We start from the raw sequence: 18545 nt of genomic DNA on the forward strand, positions 1-18545 counted from the left end.
TGCAGCGGGGCCGCACCCTCGACCTGTGGCGCCGCCGGTTCTCTGCTCCACTCTCCCCATGCCGCTCGTCGCGCCGGACCCGACCCGCACGGTGCCGCTGCCGCTGCGCGAGCAGGCCGACGTCCGCGACCGGTGGCTGACCCAGCGGCTGCTCGACCTGCTGCCCGGGCTGATGGACCGCGCCGGCATCGACCTGTGGCTGGTCGTGGGCCGCGAGTACAACGAGGACCCGGTGCTGGCCACGCTGCTCCCGGCCACCTGGCTCTCGGCCCGCCGGCGCACGATCCTCGTGCTGCACCGCAGCGACGACGGCGTCACCGCGGCGGCGGTCTCGCGCTACCCGGTGGGCCAGTTCCTGCCGGCCTGGTCGCCCGATGACGCCGGGCGGCCGCCGGCCGAGGACACCCAGTGGGCGGAGGTCCGCCGCATCGTCGAACAGGCCGCACCGCGGCGGATCGGCATCGACGTCTCCGCGGACTTCGCCCTCGCCGACGGGCTGTCGCACACCGAGCACCGTCGGCTCACCGAGGCGCTGGGGCCGTGGTCCGACCGGCTGGTGCCGGCCGAGGACCTCGCGGTCGGCTGGCTGGAGACGCGGCTGCCGGAGGAGATCGCCGTCCTGGACCGGCTGAACCAGCGGGTGCGCGAGGTGGTCGAGGAGGCCTTCTCCCCCGCCGTCCTGACCGCCGGTGTCTCCACCGGCACCGACCTGGCCTGGTGGATCCGCCAGCGCCTGTCCGACCTGGGCGTCGAGCCGTGGTTCCACCCGGTGGTCGACGTGCAGCGCGCCGGGGTGGCGCCGCGCTGCGAGCAGGGCGCGCTGCTGCCGGCCGTCCCCTTCGACGTGCCGGTGGAGCCCGGCGACCTGGTGCACTGCGACGTCGGCCTGTCCAGTCTCGGTCTCAAGACCGACAGCCAGCGCAACGGCTACGTGCTGCGGCGCGGCGAGACGGACGCGCCGGCCGGGCTGCACCAGGCGCTGGCCGTGGGCAACCGGCTGCAGGACCTCACCACGGCGGAGCTCGTCGCCGGCCGGACCGGGAACGAGGTGCTGGCCGCGGTCCGGTGCGCCGCGGCGGCCGAGGGCATCGACGGCGACGTCTACTCGCACCCGGTCGGCGTCCACGGCCACGGCGCGGGACCGGCGATCGGCCGGTGGGACGACCAGCGCGGCGTGCCCGGGGCCGGCGACCGGGTGCTGCACCCGGACACCGTCTACGCCCTCGAGCTGTGCGTGCGGGTGCCGGTGGCCGAGTGGGGCGGCCAGCCGGTGCGCATGGCGCTGGAGGAGGGCGTGGCCCTCACCGAGGACGGCGTGAGCTACCTCGGCGACCGGCAGACCGAGCTGCTGCTCATCCCCGGCGCCGGATAGCCCGCAGGAGGAGTTCGCCGGGCCGTGCCACGACGCCCGCGACCCGGGTGACCGGGCTCGTGGTGAGCGCCTGGTCGGCGAAGGCGCCGCGGACCCGGCCGGGGCCCGGCGTGGGGGTGTCGAGGATGTCGGTGCCGTCGTCGGGGCGGTCGGTGGTCTGCAGCTGCCGGCCGGTCAGCGACAGCACCGCGTCGGTGAGCGCCGGGCTGAACCGCTGCCCGGCGATGAAGCCCAGCGCGGCGTCGCCCACCGGGATCTCCCGGCGCGGGTGCACCGACGCCCGCACGACCGCCTCGGCGACCAGCTCGGGCGCGTACACCGGGGGCGGTGGCTTGGGCATCGAGCCGAGCTTGGTGCGGGCGTGCTCGAAGAACGGCGTGGCGATCCCGGCGGGCAGGATCTGGCTCACCTCGACCGGGGACCCCTCCTCCGCGAGCTCCATCCGCAGCGCGTCGTAGAAGGCGCGCAGCGCGAACTTGCTCGCCGAGTACGGCGCGTGCAGCGGGATGGACCGGTAGCCCTCGACCGAGCCGATGCCGATGAGCACGCCGCCGCCTGCTCGCTCCAGGGCCGGGACGGCGGCCTGCGCGGCGGCCACGTGCCCGATGTAGTTGACCTCGGTGACCCGGCGGAACTCGTCGAGGTCGATCTGCTGGACCGAGCCCCAGATGCCGACGCCCGGCACGGTCACGAAGGTGTCGATCCGGCCGAACCGGGCCTCGGCGGCGTCGACCAGCGCCCGGACGGCGGCCTGGTCGGTGATGTCGGTGGGGACGGCGACCGCCTCCGCGCCCGCCCGCTCGAGCTCCTCGACCAGCGTGCCGAGGGCCTCCTCACCCCGGGAGGCGACGACGATCCGGGTGCAGCCCTGGCGCGCGAACTCCAGCGCCGTCGCCCGGCCGATGCCGCTGGAGGCACCGAGGACGACGACGACCTGGTCGCTGACGGGACGTCGGGTGTCGGCCATGCCGTCGGCCTACCCCTGATCCGGCGCGGCGGAACCCCGTCCGCCCGGCTCGCCGAGCGGGCCCGACCACGCTGCGCTGCTCGGCTCCTCCAGAGGCGGGTCGCGCCGCTCCGGGTGCCGGGGCCTGGGAGCCCGGACGCGGACCGAGCCACCACCGCCACCAGGCACGGACTGCCACCCTGCGGGCGTGGCTTCGCACGAACCGGGCCCGGGCGCGCCGCTGTTCGCCCGGGGGACGACGGAGTTCGACCGCGCGCTCGCGTTCTTCGACGGGACCTACGCCGTCGCGCTCACCCTGCTCGTCACCACGCTGGACCGGACGGACGGACCCGACGCCTGGGCTGGTCCCGCCGCCCTGTGGGCGGCGATCGGGACCGAGCTCGTGGCCTTCTTCCTCGCCTTCACCGTCGTCGCCTTCTACTGGCGCTCGAACCACGCCTTCGTCGCGCGGCTGCACCACCTCAGCGGGCGCCTCGTCACCGTGAACCTCGTGCTGCTCGCCTTCGTCGTGCTGCTCCCGTTCACCACCGACGCGCTGGGGGAGCACGGGGAGCCGCTGGCGACGGCGGTCTTCGCGGGGAACGTCGCGGTGATCTCCTCGACCGAAGCGGTGATGTTCCTGGTGGCGTGGCGGAACGGGTTGCTCAGCGCGCCGCCGTCCGCTCGGCGGGTGAGGCTCGAGCTGGTGCCCCAGCTCGTCCCTCCAGCGGTGTTCCTCGCGTCGATCCCGGTCGCGTACCTGGCCTCCTCCGCCGCCGCTCGGCTGTCGTGGCTCGCACTCGTCGTCCTCAACCCGGCGGTCGGCATCCTGGTCAGCCGCCGGGCTCCGCTGGTGTGACGAGCGGCGGGCCCCGGGAATCCGCTGTCGCGGTCCACGCCGTCGCTCAGCGTCCTCGGGCGGCGGCACGCCCGTCCGTCCGGATCCAGGGGGACGGTGCGCCGGTCCAGGACGGCCGTCCGGCGTTCCTCGTCCGCGTCCGGCTGGTCGCTAGAGTCCGGTCGTGGGCTCCTCCCCCATGGCGCGCGCTGCCGACGGCGGCCACAGCTCCCGGCGCCCGTCCGTCGGGCACGCGTAGTGGACCCGGACGACTGGTCCAAGGTGGTGCTCGCAGCCATCCCCGTGGTGGGCGCCGTGGCCAAGCTCCTCCGGAGCGCGGTCCAGGGGCGCCGCGGCCGGTTGGTCAGCGACGCGGACCTGCTCGCGAAGCTCCCTCCGGACAGCGCTGCGTACGGGCGGCTGCTCGAGCACCTGGACGAGGAGGTCGCGCGCATCATCGTGGAGGAGGACCGGAAGCGACGCGACTCCGTCGGGGTCGTGCTCGGCGTGGCCCTCCTGGCGGGGGCAGCAGCCCTCGTCGTCTCGGCCTGGCGCAGCGACGGGGACGTGTCCCCGTTCCTGTGGGCGGCCGCGGCAGTGGTCGCCCTCCTCGGCACCGTCGGCCTGGTGCAGGACGCGATCCCGCGGGCGCGGGACGACACGGGCCGACCGATCAGGTAGGCCGCTCTAGTCCTTCTCCCGCGCCTCGGTCGTCGCCCTGTCGTTGGCCTTCCGGATGGCGTCGACCAGCTCGTCCTTGGTCATCGACGACCGGCCGCTGACGTCGAGCCGCCTGGCGACGTCGAGCAGGTGCTCCTTGGTGGCGTTGGCGTCGACGCCGCCCTTGGTCTCGCGGTCGGTGTCCCGGCCGCCCTCCGCCTGTGCGTCGCTCGGGCCCTTGTGGTCCTTGGGCTCCCAGTGGTCGCCGATCTTCTCGTGCGTGTGCTTGACCGCCGCCCAGGCGACCTGGTTGGCGCGCCGCGCGTCGTCGTAGGAGTCCATCGCCGAGTCGTGGGCCTTGGCGAAGGTGCGCTGCGCCTTCTCGTCCGAGCGCTGCAGGGTGCTGGGGATCTCGTCCTGCTTCGCGTCCCCGCTCTTCGTCGTCTTCGGCATGCGGCAGACCTACCCGGCATCAGCCGGTCAGGAACGGGACCAGCGCCGCGACCAGCTCCTCCGGGGCCTCCTCCGCCATGTGGTGGCCGCTGCCGATCCGGCCGCCGCCGCGCAGGTCGCCCGTCCAGTCCGCCCAGATGGCGCGTGGGTCGCCGTGCAGGTCCTCGAGGTCGTCGTGGGCCGACCAGAGCACCAGCGTGGGGCAGGCGACCCGCCGTCCGGCGGCCCGGTCGGCCTCCTCGGCGGCACGGTCCACGGTCAGGCCGGCGCGGTAGTCCTCGAGCATGGCGTGCACCGTGGCGGGGTCGGCGATCGCCCGGCGGAAGTCCGCGTGGTTCTCCTCCCCCATCCGCACGGCCGCCCCCGGGGCCAGCGCGCCGTACCAGGCGTCGGGGTCGGCGCCGATGGCCCGCTCGGGCTTGTCCGGCTGGGCGAAGAAGAACCAGTGCCACCAGGCGGCGGCGAACCGGGCGTCGGCGCGGTCGAGGTGCTCGACGATCGGGATGCAGTCGAGGACGGCGAGGTGCGTGACGGCGCCGGGGTGGTCGAGGGCCGTGCGCAGCGCCACGTAGCTGCCGCGGTCGTGTCCGACGACGGCGAAGCGCTCGTGCCCCAGGCCGCGCGCCAGCGCGACCACGTCGCGGGCCATGGCCCGCTTCGAGTACGGCGCGTGGTCCTCGGTGGTCGGCGGCTTGGACGACTGCCCGTAGCCGCGCAGGTCCGGGCAGACGACGGTGTGCCCGGCCGCGGCCAGCAGCGGGGCGACCCGGTGCCAGGTGGTGTGGGTGCGCGGGTGCCCGTGCAGCAGGACGACGGGCGGGCCCTCGCCGCCGACCCGCACCCGCAGCCGGACGCCGTCCGCCCCGTCGGTCGTGGTCTCCGCGAAGCCGGGGAAGAACGCCACCTCAGCCCTCGGTGAACCGGGACCAGTGGTCGCGCTCCTCGTCGGTCATGGCCCGGCTCGCGTCGGTGGCGAAGTCGAACAGGACCATCACCACGGAGGCGCGGATGGCGACCTCGTCGTCCTGCACCAGCTCCTGCCGCAGGGTGAGCGACTTGGTGCCGAGGCGGGTCACCGTGCTGCGCACGCAGAGCCGCTCGCCCACGCGGTAGTACAGCTGGCGCAGGTAGTCGACCTCCAGCCGGGCGAGGATCAGCCCGCGGTCCCCCGGTGCTCCCTCGGCCATCGCCAGCCGCGCGTCCTCGATCAGGCTCAGCGCCCGGGCGTGGTTGACGTGACCGAGGGAGTCCGGGTCCGACCAGCGCAGCTGGACGGCGTGCTCGTGCGGGGCGCTCAGGGCAGGTCCGCGGTCTCGGCGGACTGGCGGTGGGCGCCCTGGGCGTCGTCCGGGTCGGGGTGGACCGTCCGCTCCTCGGACTCGGCCAGGATCACCTCGGCGGCGACCTCCTCCATGCCGCTGCCGCGGAGCTCCTCCTCCTCGGGCAGCAGCTCCGCCCGCGTGTGGACGTTGTGCTCGGTGACGTTGGCCAGCGCCTCGGGGCTGGGCTCCTTGTTGGTGGTCACCCTCAGAACCGCTGCTGCTCGGTGCCGATGCCCAGGGCGCGGGCGACGTCCTGCACGTTCTCGAACTGCTGGCCGGACGGCAGCCGGCGCAGGTCCGACAGCACGCGGTCGGGGGCGTTGCCCTCCTGGGCCTTGGCCACGAGCGCGTCCTTGTCGGCCGGCCACACCTCCTTGCCGAGGGCCTCGGCGAGCGCGGCGCGGCGCTCGACGTCGCCGGTGGAGGTGCCGGGAGAGGTGGCGGGCTGGTGCGGGTCGGTCATGTCGGTCTCCCTGGTCACTGAACCGTGGGGGTGGAGTCGTCGGTGTAGCGGAGGATCGCGGCGACCGGGATGTCCCCGGGCATCGCCGCCCGCGGCACGACGACGACGCCGGCCGCGCTGGCCACGGAGGCGGCGAGCAGCGCTCCCTCGGCCGGGACGACGGTGCCGTGGGTGCCCAGGGCGTCCATGTCGTGCTGGTCGACGCCGAGCTCGAGCGGCGAGGTGCCGACCAGGAGCGTGTCGTCGGGGTCCTGCTGGTCGGCGAGGACGAGGGTCTCGACCTGGCCCTTGCGCAGCGCCTCGACCACCGCGGCCTTGCCCGTGACGGCCAGGCCGTGGGCGCCGGCGGAGGCCAGCTTCTCCACCGCGTCGGCCTCCTCGCGGGCCTCGTGCTCGGCCACGAGCTCGGCGGCCCGCTGGTCGACCGGCTCACGGTCGGCGCCGGCGGCCCGGCCGCCCTCGTCCATGGAGACGATGAGCTCCGACCAGAGGTCACTGGCCCGGTCGCTGAGGATCTGCCGGGCCCGCACGTCACCGGCGAGGAGGACGAAGGCCGGCTGCAGCCGGCGCACCAGCGAGGCGATGCGCTCGGCGACGTTGTCGGCGTTGTGGACCCACTTGTTCTCGGCGTTGTGCTGGTACCGGTGGTGCGCCCAGCCACCGCCCTGGAACTTGCGGATCTGGAAGCTGTCGCCCTCCACCTCGTCCTCGATCTCGGGCCGGCCGACGAGGGTGGCCACCGAGATGTCGGCCCCGACCCGGTCGGTGACGACGACGATGTGCGGCACGCGCCCTGGCAGCTGCCGCAGGATCGGGAGCAGGTTCGGGGTCGGCGACCACTCGGCGACCTCCTGCCGCGGCGAGCCTACCAGCGGCTGGTCCAGGACGACGGATCCGTCGGCCGCCACGACGAGGGCCCGGCCCCGCAGCGTGGCGATCTCCCCACCCTCGTTGGCCTCCAGCAGCCGGCCGCGGACCGCCTCGACCACCGGCTCCGGCGCGCCCTGCTCGGTGAGCTGCTCGGCGATGGCGCGGACCCGCAGCTCCACCTCGGTGTCGGCGTTCTCGGTGGTGTGCGTCACGTCGGCGCACACGGTGGCGTAGGGCCCGGAGGCGGTGAAGACCGGTTCCAGGAAGGACACGTCCATGGGGGTGGGACCACTCCTCGATCGCTGTGGGTCGGGTCGGCGGTCCGGGTCGCGGGGGCTGCGACCCGGGCTGCCCGCCTCCGCCGCCTACCCACCGACCGTGCCCTCACACCCCGGTGTCGATCGGCCGGAGCACGGGTAGGCGGTCGGCATGACCGAGCACGACCAACTGCCGCTGCCCGACTACGACCACCTCCCCGTGGACGGGCTCACCTCCCGGATCCGCACGCTGGACGCCGCCGGGCTGGAGACCCTGCTGGAGTACGAGCGGGCGCACGCCGACCGGCTGCAGGTGGTGACGATCATGGAGAACCGGCTGGCCGCGCTGCGTGAGGGCGCCCAGCCCTCCGGTGGCGACCCCGCCGCCGCGGCCGCCGACGACCCGGTGCACGCCGCGGGCGGGTCGAAGGTCTCCGAGGCCACCACGGGACCGGCGATGAACCCGCCGTCCCAGGGCGACCCGACCAACCCCGCCCAGCCCCGCTCGACCGGCTGAGCCCTTCGCGAGATCTGCACAGTGGCGCTCATCGGGCACCCGATGGCCGCCACTGTGCGGATCTCGCGGTGTCAGCCGCCGAAGGCCGCGGCGATGTCCAGGACGGCCGGGCCGAGCAGCACGATGAACAGCGTCGGCAGGATGCACAGGATCAGCGGGAAGATCACCTTCACCGGGATCTGCATCGCCTTCTCCTCGGCCCGCTGCCGCCGCTTGAGCCGCATCTCCGCCGCCTGGGTGCGCAGCACGTCGGCGATCGAGACGCCGTACGCGTCGGCCTGCACCACCGCACGGATGAACCGGCGCAGGTCGGGCACCGCCGTCCGCTCGGCCAGCGCCAGGTAGGCCTCGCGGCGGGGCTGGCCGACGGCGATGTCCTGCAGCGTGCGCACCAGCTCCTCGGCCAGCGGACCGCGGCCGTTGCGCCCGGCCCGCGCCATCGCCGCCTCGAAGCCGAGCCCGGCCTCCACCGCGATGGTCATCTGGTCGAGGGTGTCGGCCAGCTCCAGCGCGATCGCCTGCTGCCGCTCCTGCCCACGGCTGTAGAGCAGCAGCTCGGGCACGACGTAGGCCACACCGGTCACCCCGGCCGCCATGAGCAGGGCCGGCGGGCCGGGGCTCGCCGAGACCACCAGCCCGCCGAGCGCCGCGGCCACCGCGGCGAGCACCAGCTTGGCCGCCACCAGCCGGGGCACCGGCCACTCCGCCGGGCGCCCGGCGGCGCCGGCCAGCCGGTTGAGCCGGGCGACCGTGCCGGCCGGGGTCAGGGCCCGGGCCAGCCGCGGCAGCAGCCGGGACCGCGGCCGGGCGGGAGCCGCGCCGGGCAGGTCCAGGCCGCGGGTCAGGTTGGCGCGGGTGCGGGCAGCGGCGTCCTGCGTGCGGGCTAGCAGCGCCCAGCCCAGCAGCGGGACGGCGAGGGCGACGGCCAGCGCGGCCGCGAGCACGGGGGTCGGCAGCATCAGAACCGGATCGCCACGGTCTTCTTGAGCCACAACCCGCCGACGGTGAGCAGCACGACGACGGCGGCGATCATGAGGTAGCCGGCCAGGCCCTCGGTGAAGCCGGCCAGGTAGGCGGGGTTGGTCACCGACAGGAAGCCGACGATGCCGAACGGCAGGGCCATCAGCACGGCCGCCGAGAGCTTGCCCTCGGCCGACAGCGCCTTGACCTGCCGGCGGATGGCGTTGCGCTCCCGGATCGTGTGCCCGACGGTGTCGAGGACCTCGGCCAGGTTGCCGCCGACCTCCCGGTGGATGCCGATCGCCTGGGCGACCCAGCGGAAGTCGTCGCTGTCCATCCGCTCGGCCACCTCGTCGAGGGCGTCGCCGAGGTCGCGGCCCACCCGGGTCTCGTTGACGATCCGGGCGAACTCCTCCGACGTCGGCGCGGCGGCCTCGGTGGAGACGGCGTCGACCGCCCGCAGCAGGCTGTGCCCGGCGCGCAGGCTCGACGCCATCAGCTGCAGCGAGTCGTCCAGCTGGTCGGCGAACGCCGCCTGCCGCCGCCCGCGCTTCACCCCGAGCAGCACCTTGGTGCCCAGCGGGGCCGGCACCGCGAACACCAGCGCCAGCAGCACCCCGCCGAGCAGCAGGCCCAGCGCCCCGAGGACGACGGTGGCGAGGCCCACCAGCAGGACGACGTCCGGCAGCGGCGCAGCCACCCCCGCCCGCTCCAGCGCCGCCGTGCCGCGGGCCACCAGCCCGCGCCGGGCGAGCACCCGCTCCACCGCGGCGCCGGCCGCGGCCGAGGCACCGGCCAGCGCGGACGCCGGCGGCGCTCCCGTGGGGTCGAGCCGGGACAGCGGCACCCGCCGCGGCCCGGCCGGGAGGACGACGAGGGCGAACAGCAGCAGCCCGCCGGTGACCGCGAGCAGGCCGGCGACGGGCAGCATCAGGCCCACCCCCGCCGCGGCTCGACGGTGCCGAACACGCGCGGCGAGACCCGGATGCCGAGCTCGTCGAAGCGGTCGGTGAACCGCGGCCGCACCCCGGTCGGCACCGGCTTGCCCAGGAAGCGGCCCGCCGCGTCGACGCCCGCGGAGTAGTCGAAGAGGAACGCGTCCTGCAGGGTGACGGTCTCGCCCTCCATGCCCTGCACCTCGGTCACGTGCGTGACCCGCCGGGTGCCGTCGCGCAGCCGGGTCAGCTGGACGACGACGTCGACGGCCGAGGCGATCTGCTCGCGGATCGCCCGCAGCGGCAGGTCCATGCCGGCCATGAGGACGAGGGTCTCCAGCCGGGCGATCGCGTCGCGCGGGGAGTTGGCGTGCACGGTCGACAGCGACCCGTCGTGGCCGGTGTTCATCGCCTGCAGCATGTCGAGGGACTCCCCGCCGCGGCACTCCCCGACCACGATCCGGTCGGGGCGCATCCGCAGCGAGTTGCGCACCAGGTCGCGGATGGTGATCGCGCCCCTGCCCTCGATGTTGGGGGGCCGGGACTCCAGCCGGACGACGTGGTCCTGCTGCAGCTGCAGCTCGACGGCGTCCTCGATGGTGACGATCCGCTCGTCCTCGGGGATGAACGAGGACAGCACGTTGAGCAGCGTCGTCTTCCCGGTGCCGGTACCGCCGGAGACGATGACGTTGAGCCGGGCCTCGACGCAGGCGCGCAGCAGCTCGGCCATCTCCGGGGAGAGGGTGCCGAAGGCGACCAGGTCGTCGACGGTGAACGGGTCCTTGGCGAACTTCCGGATGGTCAGCGTCGACCCGCTGAACGCCAGCGGCGGGATGATCGCGTTGACGCGGGAGCCGTCGGCCAGCCGGGCGTCGACCAGCGGTGAGGACTCGTCGATCCGCCGTCCCACCCGGGAGACGATCCGGTCGATGACCCGGCGCAGGTGCTCCTCGGAGGTGAACCGCGCAGCGGTGCGGACCAGCCGGCCCTCCTGCTCGACGTAGACCGCGTCCGGGCCGTTGCACATGATCTCGGTGACGCTCGGGTCGTCGAGCAGCCGCTGCAGCGGGCCGTAGCCGAGGACGTCGTCGGCCAGCTCGGCGGTCAGCCGCGCCCGCTCCTCGGCCGAGAGCGGGACGCGCTCCTCCTCGACCACCTCGTCGAGCTCGCCGAGGACGATCGTGCGCAGCTGGTCCTCGGACAGCGACGGGTCGTTCATCCGGTTGCCCATGCGCTCGAACAGGGCCTTGGCCACCCGGTCCTTGAGCCTGGTGAGCGCATCGGTCGGCGGGGCGGACGACGGAGCCGGGGTCACCGGCCGGGGCTGCGGGACGACGGACGGCGCGGCCGGGGGCTCCGGCACGGTGTGCCGCCCCTGGGCCGCGGCGAGCCGGGACGCGAGGTTCACGACGCCGCCCGGTGCTTGGCCCGGTAGCGGCCGGGCTTCACGATCGGGGTGGCGGCGAAGCGGGCGACCAGCCGGCGCAGCTCCTTGGCCGCCGGGTCCTTGCGGCCGCCGGCGACGATCGGCACCCCCTGGTTGGTCGACGTCGGCACCGCGGCCGAGCGCGGCACGACGACGTCCACCCCGGTGCCGATCGCCGTCTCGACGTCGCGCACCGACAGCCCGCCCTTGGGGTCGGCGAGGTTCATGACCACGTGCCGGCCGGCCGGGATCATGCACAGCTCGCGGAGCACGTCGAGCTCCTTGCGCAGCCCGCGGACGCCCGGGACGTCCATGCTGGTCACCATGACCACGTCGGTGGCGCGGTCGAGGGCGGCGAGGGTCTGCTCGGAGAGCCCGGGCGCGGTGTCGACGACGACGTAGCGGAACTCGCGCGCCAGCGAGGTGAGCAGCCGGGTGACGTCGGCGGCGGTGACCGTGTCGCCGGCGGCCGGGGACTCCGCCCCGCAGACCGCGTACAGGCCGCTGGGGTGCTGGGTGAGGAAGGTCTTGAGGACCATGGTGTCCTCGGTCGCCGGGCCGTGGGCGACGTCGGGCAGCGCGTACTCCGGCGCCAGGCCGAGCGCGGAGGCGACGTCGCCGAACTGCACGTCGAGGTCGACCAGCACGGTCGACTGGGGCGCGGACGCGGTCAGCCCGATCGCCAGGTTGGACGCCACGGTCGTCTTGCCCACCCCGCCCTTCGGCGAGGCAACGGTGATGACCCGCCCGGTGTAGCGGGCGGTCTCCTCGACCGGGCGCAGCACCCGCCGCCGCCCGGCTGCGGCGGCACCGGCCCGCTCGACGGCCTCCCGGATGGTGAGGACGTCGGCGGAGGGCGAGAGCAGGTCCCGGATGCCGGAGCGCATCGCCGCCTGCCACATCTGCGGGGAGGCCTCGGCCATGAGCACCACGGTGATCCCGGGGCTCTGCACGTCGAGCCGGGAGGCGAGCGAGAGCACGGCGTCCGGGGCCGCGGCCGGCCCGATCAGCAGGACGTCGGGCAGCTCGCCGTCGACCAGCTGCTCGAACAGCCGCGCCGGGTCGGCGGGCAGCCGGCCGGCGGGCAGCGCGTGCACGTCGCCGTCGGTCGCCTCCTTGACGCGCAGGACGAGCTCCTCGTCGGCGGCGGCGAGAACCACGCGGCTCATGACCAGTCCTTGTCGTAGACGTTGTCGGGGGTGACGACCTCGGTGCCGGTGGTGTCGACGCCCTCGGGTTCGAGGGAGAGCCAGACGGTGCCGTGCTCCATGCCGAAGACGACCGCCTCGGCCTGCTCGGGGCGCAGCCCGAGGGTGATCATCAGGCTGGCCGAGGGCGCCGCACCGCCGGTGGCGGCGGTGTCGGTCGTCCGGCCGTCCGGAGCGGGGGCCGGCGCACCCTGCACCTGGGTGACCAGCACCCGGTTCAGGACGACGTGCGTCGTCGCCCTGTCGGACAGGGACACGTGCACGCCGACGGTGTCCCCGGCCGCCAGCCGCCCGCCGACCGCGCGCTGCGGCTCCAGCAGGATGCTCACCTCCGACGTCCCCGCCGGGGCGGCCACCGTGCCGGGCACGGTGAGGTCCTCCGGCGCGGCGAAGCGGGCGGTCAGCAGCTGCTCCCCCGGCTGCAGGTCGGCGGTGGCGACCTGCCCGGTGAGCGCGTCGAGGTCGGTGACCCTGCCGGGGACGGCCGCCTTGGCCGGCAGCCGCTCGGTGCGGACCAGGTCGGCCAGGTCCTCCCCCGGCGTCCCCTCGGCGACCGGCCGGTCGACCACGAGCACGTCCACGGTCTGCACCCCGGCCAGGGCGCGGGCGTCGGCACCGCGTACGTAGGCCAGCAGGACCACGGCGCCGCCAGCGGCGAGGACCAGCGCCGCGAGGGCGGCGATCAGTCGGCGTCTCACGAGGAGCCCCTATCGGACGAGTCGGAGGACCCAGGCGCCCAGGGAGGGCGCGCCGGGGCCGAAGGAGAAGGAGTCGCCGGCGTCGACGAAGCGGGTGAAGTAGCCGCGGATGCAGCGGTCCTCGCCCTTGCACGGCTTGCCGGCGTCGTACAGACCGCCGAAGTGGTAGGCGGTGATCGTGAACGCGGCGTAGCCGTAGACGTGGTACCAGGCGCTGCTGCCGGTGCCCCCCGCCTCGTCGAAGATCGGCAGCAGCACGGTGCGGCCGACCAGCGCGGCCACGTCGTCGGGACCGCAGCCCTGCGAGGGGTTGTTGCCCGGCTCGGAGGTGAACCGGCCGCCCACCCGCGAGGTGGCCCGGCAGCTGTTCCCGCCGTCGGTGGTCAGCCAGCCGAAGCCGCCGGGGACGAACATGCTGGAGGGACCGGTGCAGCCGGTGCCGGACTTCTTGGGCAGCTCGACGGTGCGCTCGGTGGTGGTCGAGGGCAGTCCGCCGCCGGTCTGGGCCGCGAACTCGCACCAGGAGAAGATCAGCGGCAGCACCGCCGTCCCCGCGTCGGGCGCGCCCCAGGCGACGGTCGCCGTCGCCGTCACCTGCGTCGACTCGTGGCCGATGACCGGTGCGAACCAGTGCTCGGTGGCCGTGCTGCCGGTGACGCTGACGCGGAGGGGGTCGCTGGCCAGCACCGGCGGGGCGGCGGTGGCGTCGCCGAGGTTGGCGTCGACCAGGTCCTGCGCGGTGGCCCGCATGTCGCCGCAGGCACCCCGGGCGCAGTCGCGGGCGACGGCCAGCGCCGCGGCATCGGCCGCCGTCTGCAGCCGGGCCCGCTCCGCGTAGAGCGCGCCGACGTCGACGGCGATCGCGGTGAACCCGAGGATCGGGACCAGCAGCAGGGCCAGGAGCACCGCCGAGGCGCCGTGCTCGCCGGCCAGCCGGCGGCGGAGGGCCGGGCGGCCGGGCCCCGTCCCGGGTCGGCCCCGTCCGGAGGCCCGCCGCGAGCCTGCCAGTGGTGAGGAGGACGGGGTGCTCCTCCGAGGGGTGGGAGGGACGGGGTCCTCCTTCAGCCGTTGCACCGCATGACCCCCGTCCCGGTCAGCCCGATGTGCGCGCCGAAGAAGTCGGTCAGGAACGGCATCGGGTAGTCGACGGTCACCCGCACGTTCTGGGCAGACGTGCTGCTCAGCGGGCAGCCGGTCGGCGGCGTGACGGTGATCTGCGCGTTGGTGACCGCCGGGTCGAGCGTGGGGCTGGCGTCCCGGACGGCGGTGCGCGCCGCGACCGGGTCGTTCTGCAGGGCCATGACGCGGGCGCCCTCCCGGGCGGCGGCGGACAGGGTGCCCTGCACCTGGAACGCGTGCCCGAACTCGGCGATGCCGAGCACCAGGACGAGCAGCAGCGGCACGATCATCGCGAACTCCACGGCACTCGCGCCGTGCTGGTCGCGCAGTCGGGTGCGCACCGGTCCCCCACCTCCTCCCGCTGTCGTCGTCGCCGTCGGATCGCGGCGCGGCGCAGCGGCCCCGGGGGGACGGGGCCGCTGCGCCGTGGCAGGTGCGCGGGTCAGGTGGTGGGCGTCGTGCTGGTGGCGGTGCCGCCGAGCTTGGCGCCGATGGTGTCGAAGAGGCCGTCCAGCTTCGTGCCGAGCAGGGCGACGGCGGCGATGATGACGACCGCGATCAGGCCGACCATGAGGCCGTACTCGACGGCGGTCGCGCCCTTCTCCTCGCGCTGGAGGCGCTCCTCGGCGAACGAGTAGAGCGTGATGATGGTGGCCAGCGGGTTGCTGATGAGGTTGAGCACGGGGACTCCCTGGAGGACGGTGCCGGCCGGTGCGGGTCGGGCGACCCGGACGTCGTGGCACTTGCCAAGGGGTGTCGAGCCGTCGGCCTGCCGGCTTGAGCCCCGTTCGCCCGATCGGCCGACACCGTTCACCTGCCCGGGGCAGCCCCCGCCGGCGGGCGTCACTCCACGTGACCGCGCTCACACGGCGATCCACGCGGGGAGCGCCGACAGCCTCAGGGCAGCAGCGCCGTCCCGCCGATGACGAGGGCCGCGCCGGCGAGCATCGCGGGCCCGAAGGGCAGCTCGCCGCGCAGCCCGATCCGCCGGGTCGCCAGCAGGCCCAGCGCGACCACGGCCTGCACGACGAAGCCGGCGAGCGCCCCGAGCACGACCGCCGCCCAGCCGAGCCAGCCCAGGTACAGGCCGAGCAGCGCGGCGAGCTTCACGTCGCCCATGCCCAGGCCGCCGGGCGAGAGGAGGGCGAGCACCAAGTAGACCGCGAACAGCGCTGCGGCGCCCAGCACCGCCCGCAGCAGCGCGACCCAGGCGCCGCCGGCGAGGGCCGGGAGGAGCAGCAGCGCCGTTCCCGCCGCCAGCGCCGGCAGCACCACGCGGTTGGGCAGCAGCCGGTGCTGCAGGTCCACCACGGCGAGCAGCACACCCACGACCGCGAGCAGCAGGAACGCCGGCAGCTCCCAGGTGACCCCGGTGCGCAGCACGGTGAGCGCCATCAGCAGCGCGGTGGCGACCTCGACCACCGGCGGGCGGACGGCGACCGGGCCGGGCCCCAGCAGCTCCCGGGCACCGGCAGCCGGCGGCCAGGGGAACCGGCCGGCGGCGCGGTTGACCAGCAGGCCCGCGCCCGCCCCGAGGAGCAGGGCGACGACGGCGAGGGCAGCGAGCACGGGGCGACGATGGCACGGCCGGGCCCATCGGCGTGGGACCGCCACCGGTCCGGGGACGGCGACGGCTCGCCGCGTGCTCGTCGGGGAGGACGTGCGGCCGCGGCCGGGGGGACGTCGGCCCGGTCGATCGCACGGGTCCGTCGTCCCGCTGGGTCGGTGTTTCCGGCACGCTCGCCGGCATGAGCGAGACCGCGCAGGTCGCCCTGGCTGTCGTCTGCTTCTCCGTGGCGCTGCTCGCTCAGGTGACCGGCTTGGCGATGCTGGTCGCAGACGCCCGTCGAACCGGCTCCGCGCTGCGTCGCTGGCGCGACAGCGGCATGGCGGGACGTGAGCGGGAGGCGCCGGTCCGGCTCGCCGAGCTCACCGGCCTGCTGGACTCCCTGCTGGGCAACCGGTTCGACCGTGCCGCCGCTGTCGCACTGCTGGCGGTCGGCGTCGTGGCGAGCGCGGCGGGCGGGTTCCTGGCGCTCTGACCGGACGGGGAGGCCGGGACGTCGGGCTCGTGCACCGTGGTGGTCGGCGGCCCCACGGATCAGATGTGTTTCCTGCGCTGCAGCGCGAGGAAGGCGAGCCAACCGAAGGGCGCCGGCAGCCAGAACGTCGCCGCCCGGAACGCGAGCACGGCGGTGAGCGCGGCGGTCACCGGCACGCCGGTCGCCGTCAGGGCGCCGACGAGGGCGGCCTCGACGGCGCCGAGCCCGCCGGGCGTGGGCGCCGCCGAGCCGATCGTGGACGCCGCCAGGTAGACGACGACTAGCGTCGGCAGGGACAGCGACGCGGAGAAGGCGCGCAGCGAGGCGTCGAGAGCCAGCACGTAGCCGCCGTTGAGCAGCAGGATGCCGAGCGCGGCCGTCCCGAGGCGGCGCGGTTGGGTCAGCGCGGTGAGCAGCTGGGGCAGCGTCTGGCGCAGCAGCGGCTCGACGCGGCGGTGCAGCAGCCGCCGGGTCGGGGGCAGCAGCGCCACGACGACGAGCACCGCCGTCGCCGCGAGCAGGACGACGAGGACCTCGCCGCTGGGCAACAGCGCCGGTCGGGTGCCCGAGACGCCGCTGACCCAGCTGCACAGCAGCAGCACCGCCACGGTCACGACGACGGTGACGACCTGGCTGACCGCGACGCTGGCCGCGGCGGTCGCCAGCGGGACGCCGGAGCGCTGCAGGTAGCGGATGCCGAGCCCGACGTGCCCGACGGTCGGCGGGGTGACGAGGGTGACGAAGGCGGTCGCGACCTGCACCAGCGTCGTCCGGGCCAGCGGCAGGTCGATGGGCACGAAGGCCTGCAGCGCGAGCGCGGCTCCGACGTAGGTGACCGCCGAGCCGAGCACCGCGACGACGAGCCACTCCCAGCGGGCCGCGCTCAACGTGCTGGCGAGGCTCACCTCGGAGAGCTGGGAGGCCAGCACGTAGGCGGCGAACGTGGCCGCCGCCACGGTGACGACCGTCCGCAGCCGGACGCGCTCGAGCCGCGGCGCCGTCGCGTGGTCCGCCCCGGTCGACCCGGCGAGCTCGGTGCGCAGGTCGCCGACGACGCCGGTCCGGCGCACCGCGTCGCGCAGCGGCGGCGGCAGCACCAGGGGCTGGGCCAGGGCCGCGAGTCGCGCCTCCGCCGCCGGCTCGGACCCGTAGCCCGCCCGCAGCGCGGCCACCGCCTCGTGCACGCCGGCGTGCGCGGCCGCGGTGACCAGCAGTGCCACGACGTCCAGCTCGCGCTGCAGCTCGGCGGCCGCGGGCTGCGCGGACTGCCACGCGGTGAAGCCGACCCCGCCGTCCGGCAGCAGGACGACCGAGTCGGGGGTCAGCGCGCCGTGGGACAGCCCGGCCCGGTGCACACGCCGCAGCGCGGCGAAGGCGGCGCGGAGCCGGGCAGCCGGGTCGCCGTCCGCGGCCGACAGCGGGGTGCCCGGCAGCGGCCGGGCCACCGACAGCAGCGCCGGGCCCGCGGACAGCAGCATCAACACCGCCGGCGCGGGGACGTCGGCCGCGCGGGCGATCCCCGCGCACAGCGCCTCCCGCTCCAGCTGCCGGCGCAGCGTGAGCGCGGGCCGGCCGACGACGGAGGACCGCAGCCGCAGCAGCGACAGGGATCGGCGGGCCAGCGAGACACCACGCCGGTCGGGGTCGACGACGGTGACCTCGAGGTCTCCGCCGGGCGAGGCCGCGGCGTACCGGAGGCTCTCCGGCGGGTGCGGCAGCGCCCGCAGCCCGGCCACCGGGAGACCGGCCGCGGCGAGGACGGCGCGGACCTGCTCCTCGTCGGGGCGGGCGGGGACGACGCCCAGCAGGACCCGCACGGCCAGGCCCGCAGCGGCTCCGGCGAGGACGGCGACGGCCCCGCTGAGCAGGGTGAGGCTGCCCAGCGCCAGCGCGCAGAGCAGCGCCGCCCCGAGAGCCACGCGGGCGGGCGCCGACCAGCGCGGGCGTCGCTGCAGGTCGCCGCCGACCAGGAGGCCGACCGCGGCGGCGATCGGGGTCACCGCCGCGTCCTCGGCCGGCCCCAGCAGGCCCTCCCGGCCCAGCAGCCACTCCGCGGCCTCACCGAGGCCCAGGGCCAGCGCGCAGGCCAGGACGGCGGAGACGGCGGCGAAGCGACGGCGCCGGAGCGCGTCCAGCAGGACGGCGCCGAGGACGGCCAGCACGCCGAGCGAGGCGACGCCGTTGGCGACCGACAGCAGGGCGCGCGGCAAGCCGCCCAGGACGGCGTCCGCGAGAGCGACCCCGGGAGTGGGCACGCCGGGTACCCGCACGGCGAGCAGGACCAGGACCAGCAGCGCAGCGGCCGCGAGCGCCAGCCGAACGGCGTCCGCGGGACGGCGGACCCGGGTGCGGGGCCAGAAGGCGATCCGCCGGCCCGCACCTCCCCCCGCCACGGGGGTCAGTATCTTCAGGGCCCGGCCGCGCCGCTGCGGCCGGGTCGCGCCCCGCTGCACGAGACG

22 protein-coding genes are annotated in these 18545 nt (G+C 75.6%); 5 read left to right on the top strand and 17 right to left on the bottom strand.

Annotated features, from left to right (window positions below):
• The first annotated feature begins 58 nt into the window (after positions 1–58).
• Positions 59–1372 (top strand): M24 family metallopeptidase, encoded by a 1314-nt coding sequence (locus BMW27_RS06395; protein WP_091440775.1) that lies wholly within the window; start codon positions 59–61, stop codon positions 1370–1372.
• Here BMW27_RS06395 and BMW27_RS06400 read toward each other — a convergent pair.
• A complete protein-coding gene (locus tag BMW27_RS06400) occupies positions 1353–2339 on the bottom strand; it encodes an SDR family oxidoreductase (RefSeq protein ID WP_091440777.1) in 987 nt (328 codons plus the stop codon). The two genes, BMW27_RS06395 and BMW27_RS06400, sit on opposite strands and share 20 nt — an antisense overlap.
• Before the next feature lie 187 nt (positions 2340–2526).
• Between BMW27_RS06400 and BMW27_RS06405 the strand changes: the two genes are divergently transcribed.
• Positions 2527–3177 (top strand): TMEM175 family protein, encoded by a 651-nt coding sequence (locus BMW27_RS06405; protein ID WP_175486385.1) that lies wholly within the window; start codon positions 2527–2529, stop codon positions 3175–3177.
• A gap of 237 nt (positions 3178–3414) precedes the next feature.
• Positions 3415–3837: a hypothetical protein gene (locus tag BMW27_RS06410; RefSeq protein ID WP_091440781.1), complete on the top strand. Its 423-nt coding sequence runs from the start codon at positions 3415–3417 to the stop codon at positions 3835–3837.
• Between the two features lie 6 nt (positions 3838–3843).
• Here the strand turns inward: BMW27_RS06410 and BMW27_RS06415 are convergent, their stop codons facing one another.
• Genes BMW27_RS06415 through BMW27_RS06440 form a run of 6 tightly spaced genes read right to left on the bottom strand, consistent with a single transcriptional unit; the run spans position 3844 to position 7202 of the window.
• The gene (locus BMW27_RS06415) at positions 3844–4269 is read right to left on the bottom strand and encodes a ChaB family protein (protein WP_091440784.1); all 426 of its coding nucleotides are present in this window, start codon (positions 4267–4269) and stop codon (positions 3844–3846) included.
• Positions 4270–4288: 19 nt separating this feature from the next.
• Positions 4289–5173 carry an alpha/beta fold hydrolase gene (locus BMW27_RS06420; protein ID WP_091440787.1) on the bottom strand — a complete coding sequence of 295 codons (885 nt, stop codon included), beginning with the start codon at positions 5171–5173 and terminating at the stop codon, positions 4289–4291.
• Between the two features lies 1 nt (position 5174).
• Positions 5175–5567, bottom strand: coding sequence for an acyl-CoA thioesterase (locus BMW27_RS06425; RefSeq protein WP_091440791.1), 393 nt, complete (start codon positions 5565–5567; stop codon positions 5175–5177).
• Positions 5564–5794 (bottom strand): hypothetical protein, encoded by a 231-nt coding sequence (locus BMW27_RS06430; RefSeq protein WP_091440794.1) that lies wholly within the window; start codon positions 5792–5794, stop codon positions 5564–5566. The genes BMW27_RS06425 and BMW27_RS06430 overlap by 4 nt, the downstream gene beginning before the upstream one ends.
• Positions 5795–5796: 2 nt before the next feature.
• The gene (locus tag BMW27_RS06435) at positions 5797–6054 is read right to left on the bottom strand and encodes a DUF2795 domain-containing protein (RefSeq protein WP_012949448.1); all 258 of its coding nucleotides are present in this window, start codon (positions 6052–6054) and stop codon (positions 5797–5799) included.
• A gap of 14 nt (positions 6055–6068) precedes the next feature.
• Complete coding sequence (locus BMW27_RS06440; protein WP_091440797.1) at positions 6069–7202, bottom strand: baeRF2 domain-containing protein; 1134 nt, start codon at positions 7200–7202, stop codon at positions 6069–6071.
• 151 nt (positions 7203–7353) lie between these two features.
• Between BMW27_RS06440 and BMW27_RS06445 the strand changes: the two genes are divergently transcribed.
• Entirely contained in the window at positions 7354–7698 is a 345-nt protein-coding gene (locus BMW27_RS06445; protein ID WP_091440800.1) for a DUF8129 domain-containing protein, read from the top strand.
• A 71-nt stretch (positions 7699–7769) separates the two neighbouring features.
• On the opposite strand, the gene BMW27_RS06450 is transcribed toward BMW27_RS06445, so the two are convergent.
• The 9 genes from BMW27_RS06450 to BMW27_RS06490 all read right to left on the bottom strand — a co-directional run bounded on the left by BMW27_RS06450 (position 7770) and on the right by BMW27_RS06490 (position 15613).
• Positions 7770–8657 carry a type II secretion system F family protein gene (locus tag BMW27_RS06450; protein ID WP_091440804.1) on the bottom strand — a complete coding sequence of 296 codons (888 nt, stop codon included), beginning with the start codon at positions 8655–8657 and terminating at the stop codon, positions 7770–7772.
• On the bottom strand, positions 8657–9589 hold the full coding sequence (locus BMW27_RS06455; protein ID WP_091441500.1) for a type II secretion system F family protein: 933 nt from the start codon (positions 9587–9589) through the stop codon (positions 8657–8659). Before BMW27_RS06455 ends, BMW27_RS06450 begins: the two co-directional genes overlap by 1 nt.
• Positions 9589–11001, bottom strand: a complete 1413-nt coding sequence (locus BMW27_RS06460) for a TadA family conjugal transfer-associated ATPase (protein WP_091440810.1) — start codon at positions 10999–11001, stop codon at positions 9589–9591. The genes BMW27_RS06455 and BMW27_RS06460 overlap by 1 nt, the downstream gene beginning before the upstream one ends.
• The gene (locus BMW27_RS06465; protein ID WP_091440815.1) at positions 10998–12188 is read right to left on the bottom strand and encodes a CpaE/TadZ family protein; all 1191 of its coding nucleotides are present in this window, start codon (positions 12186–12188) and stop codon (positions 10998–11000) included. Before BMW27_RS06465 ends, BMW27_RS06460 begins: the two co-directional genes overlap by 4 nt.
• Positions 12185–12925: a Flp pilus assembly protein CpaB gene (gene cpaB, locus BMW27_RS06470; protein WP_091440818.1), complete on the bottom strand. Its 741-nt coding sequence runs from the start codon at positions 12923–12925 to the stop codon at positions 12185–12187. Before cpaB ends, BMW27_RS06465 begins: the two co-directional genes overlap by 4 nt.
• A gap of 9 nt (positions 12926–12934) precedes the next feature.
• Entirely contained in the window at positions 12935–13831 is an 897-nt protein-coding gene (locus BMW27_RS06475) for a pilus assembly protein TadG-related protein (RefSeq protein WP_091440821.1), read from the bottom strand.
• Positions 13832–13986: 155 nt separating this feature from the next.
• Positions 13987–14385, bottom strand: a complete 399-nt coding sequence (locus BMW27_RS06480) for a TadE/TadG family type IV pilus assembly protein (protein WP_091440824.1) — start codon at positions 14383–14385, stop codon at positions 13987–13989.
• Positions 14386–14486: 101 nt separating this feature from the next.
• Positions 14487–14726 carry a Flp family type IVb pilin gene (locus tag BMW27_RS06485; protein ID WP_091440826.1) on the bottom strand — a complete coding sequence of 80 codons (240 nt, stop codon included), beginning with the start codon at positions 14724–14726 and terminating at the stop codon, positions 14487–14489.
• 215 nt (positions 14727–14941) lie between these two features.
• The gene (locus BMW27_RS06490) at positions 14942–15613 is read right to left on the bottom strand and encodes a prepilin peptidase (protein WP_091440829.1); all 672 of its coding nucleotides are present in this window, start codon (positions 15611–15613) and stop codon (positions 14942–14944) included.
• Between the two features lie 179 nt (positions 15614–15792).
• On the opposite strand from BMW27_RS06490, the gene BMW27_RS06495 reads away from it, so the two are divergent.
• A complete protein-coding gene (locus BMW27_RS06495) occupies positions 15793–16086 on the top strand; it encodes a hypothetical protein (protein WP_091440831.1) in 294 nt (97 codons plus the stop codon).
• A gap of 59 nt (positions 16087–16145) precedes the next feature.
• Here the strand turns inward: BMW27_RS06495 and BMW27_RS06500 are convergent, their stop codons facing one another.
• Positions 16146–18479 (bottom strand): lysylphosphatidylglycerol synthase transmembrane domain-containing protein, encoded by a 2334-nt coding sequence (locus tag BMW27_RS06500; protein ID WP_139206835.1) that lies wholly within the window; start codon positions 18477–18479, stop codon positions 16146–16148.
• Positions 18480–18545: the final 66 nt, after the last annotated feature.

This window comes from Geodermatophilus poikilotrophus (assembly GCF_900111455.1).
Taxonomy (GTDB): domain Bacteria; phylum Actinomycetota; class Actinomycetes; order Mycobacteriales; family Geodermatophilaceae; genus Geodermatophilus; species Geodermatophilus poikilotrophus.

Bases quoted from the DNA above. Each gene is read 5' to 3' on its own strand.
- BMW27_RS06395 (WP_091440775.1), top strand. From the start codon at position 59: ATGCCGCTCGTCGCGCCGGACCCGACCCGCACGGTGCCGCTGCCGCTG.
- BMW27_RS06400 (WP_091440777.1), bottom strand. From the start codon at position 2,339: ATGGCCGACACCCGACGTCCCGTCAGCGACCAGGTCGTCGTCGTCCTC.
- BMW27_RS06415 (WP_091440784.1), bottom strand. From the start codon at position 4,269: ATGCCGAAGACGACGAAGAGCGGGGACGCGAAGCAGGACGAGATCCCC.
- BMW27_RS06435 (WP_012949448.1), bottom strand. From the start codon at position 6,054: ATGACCGACCCGCACCAGCCCGCCACCTCTCCCGGCACCTCCACCGGC.
- BMW27_RS06440 (WP_091440797.1), bottom strand. From the start codon at position 7,202: ATGGACGTGTCCTTCCTGGAACCGGTCTTCACCGCCTCCGGGCCCTAC.
- BMW27_RS06445 (WP_091440800.1), top strand. From the start codon at position 7,354: ATGACCGAGCACGACCAACTGCCGCTGCCCGACTACGACCACCTCCCC.
- BMW27_RS06450 (WP_091440804.1), bottom strand. From the start codon at position 8,657: ATGCTGCCGACCCCCGTGCTCGCGGCCGCGCTGGCCGTCGCCCTCGCC.
- BMW27_RS06455 (WP_091441500.1), bottom strand. From the start codon at position 9,589: ATGCTGCCCGTCGCCGGCCTGCTCGCGGTCACCGGCGGGCTGCTGCTG.
- BMW27_RS06465 (WP_091440815.1), bottom strand. From the start codon at position 12,188: ATGAGCCGCGTGGTTCTCGCCGCCGCCGACGAGGAGCTCGTCCTGCGC.
- BMW27_RS06495 (WP_091440831.1), top strand. From the start codon at position 15,793: ATGAGCGAGACCGCGCAGGTCGCCCTGGCTGTCGTCTGCTTCTCCGTG.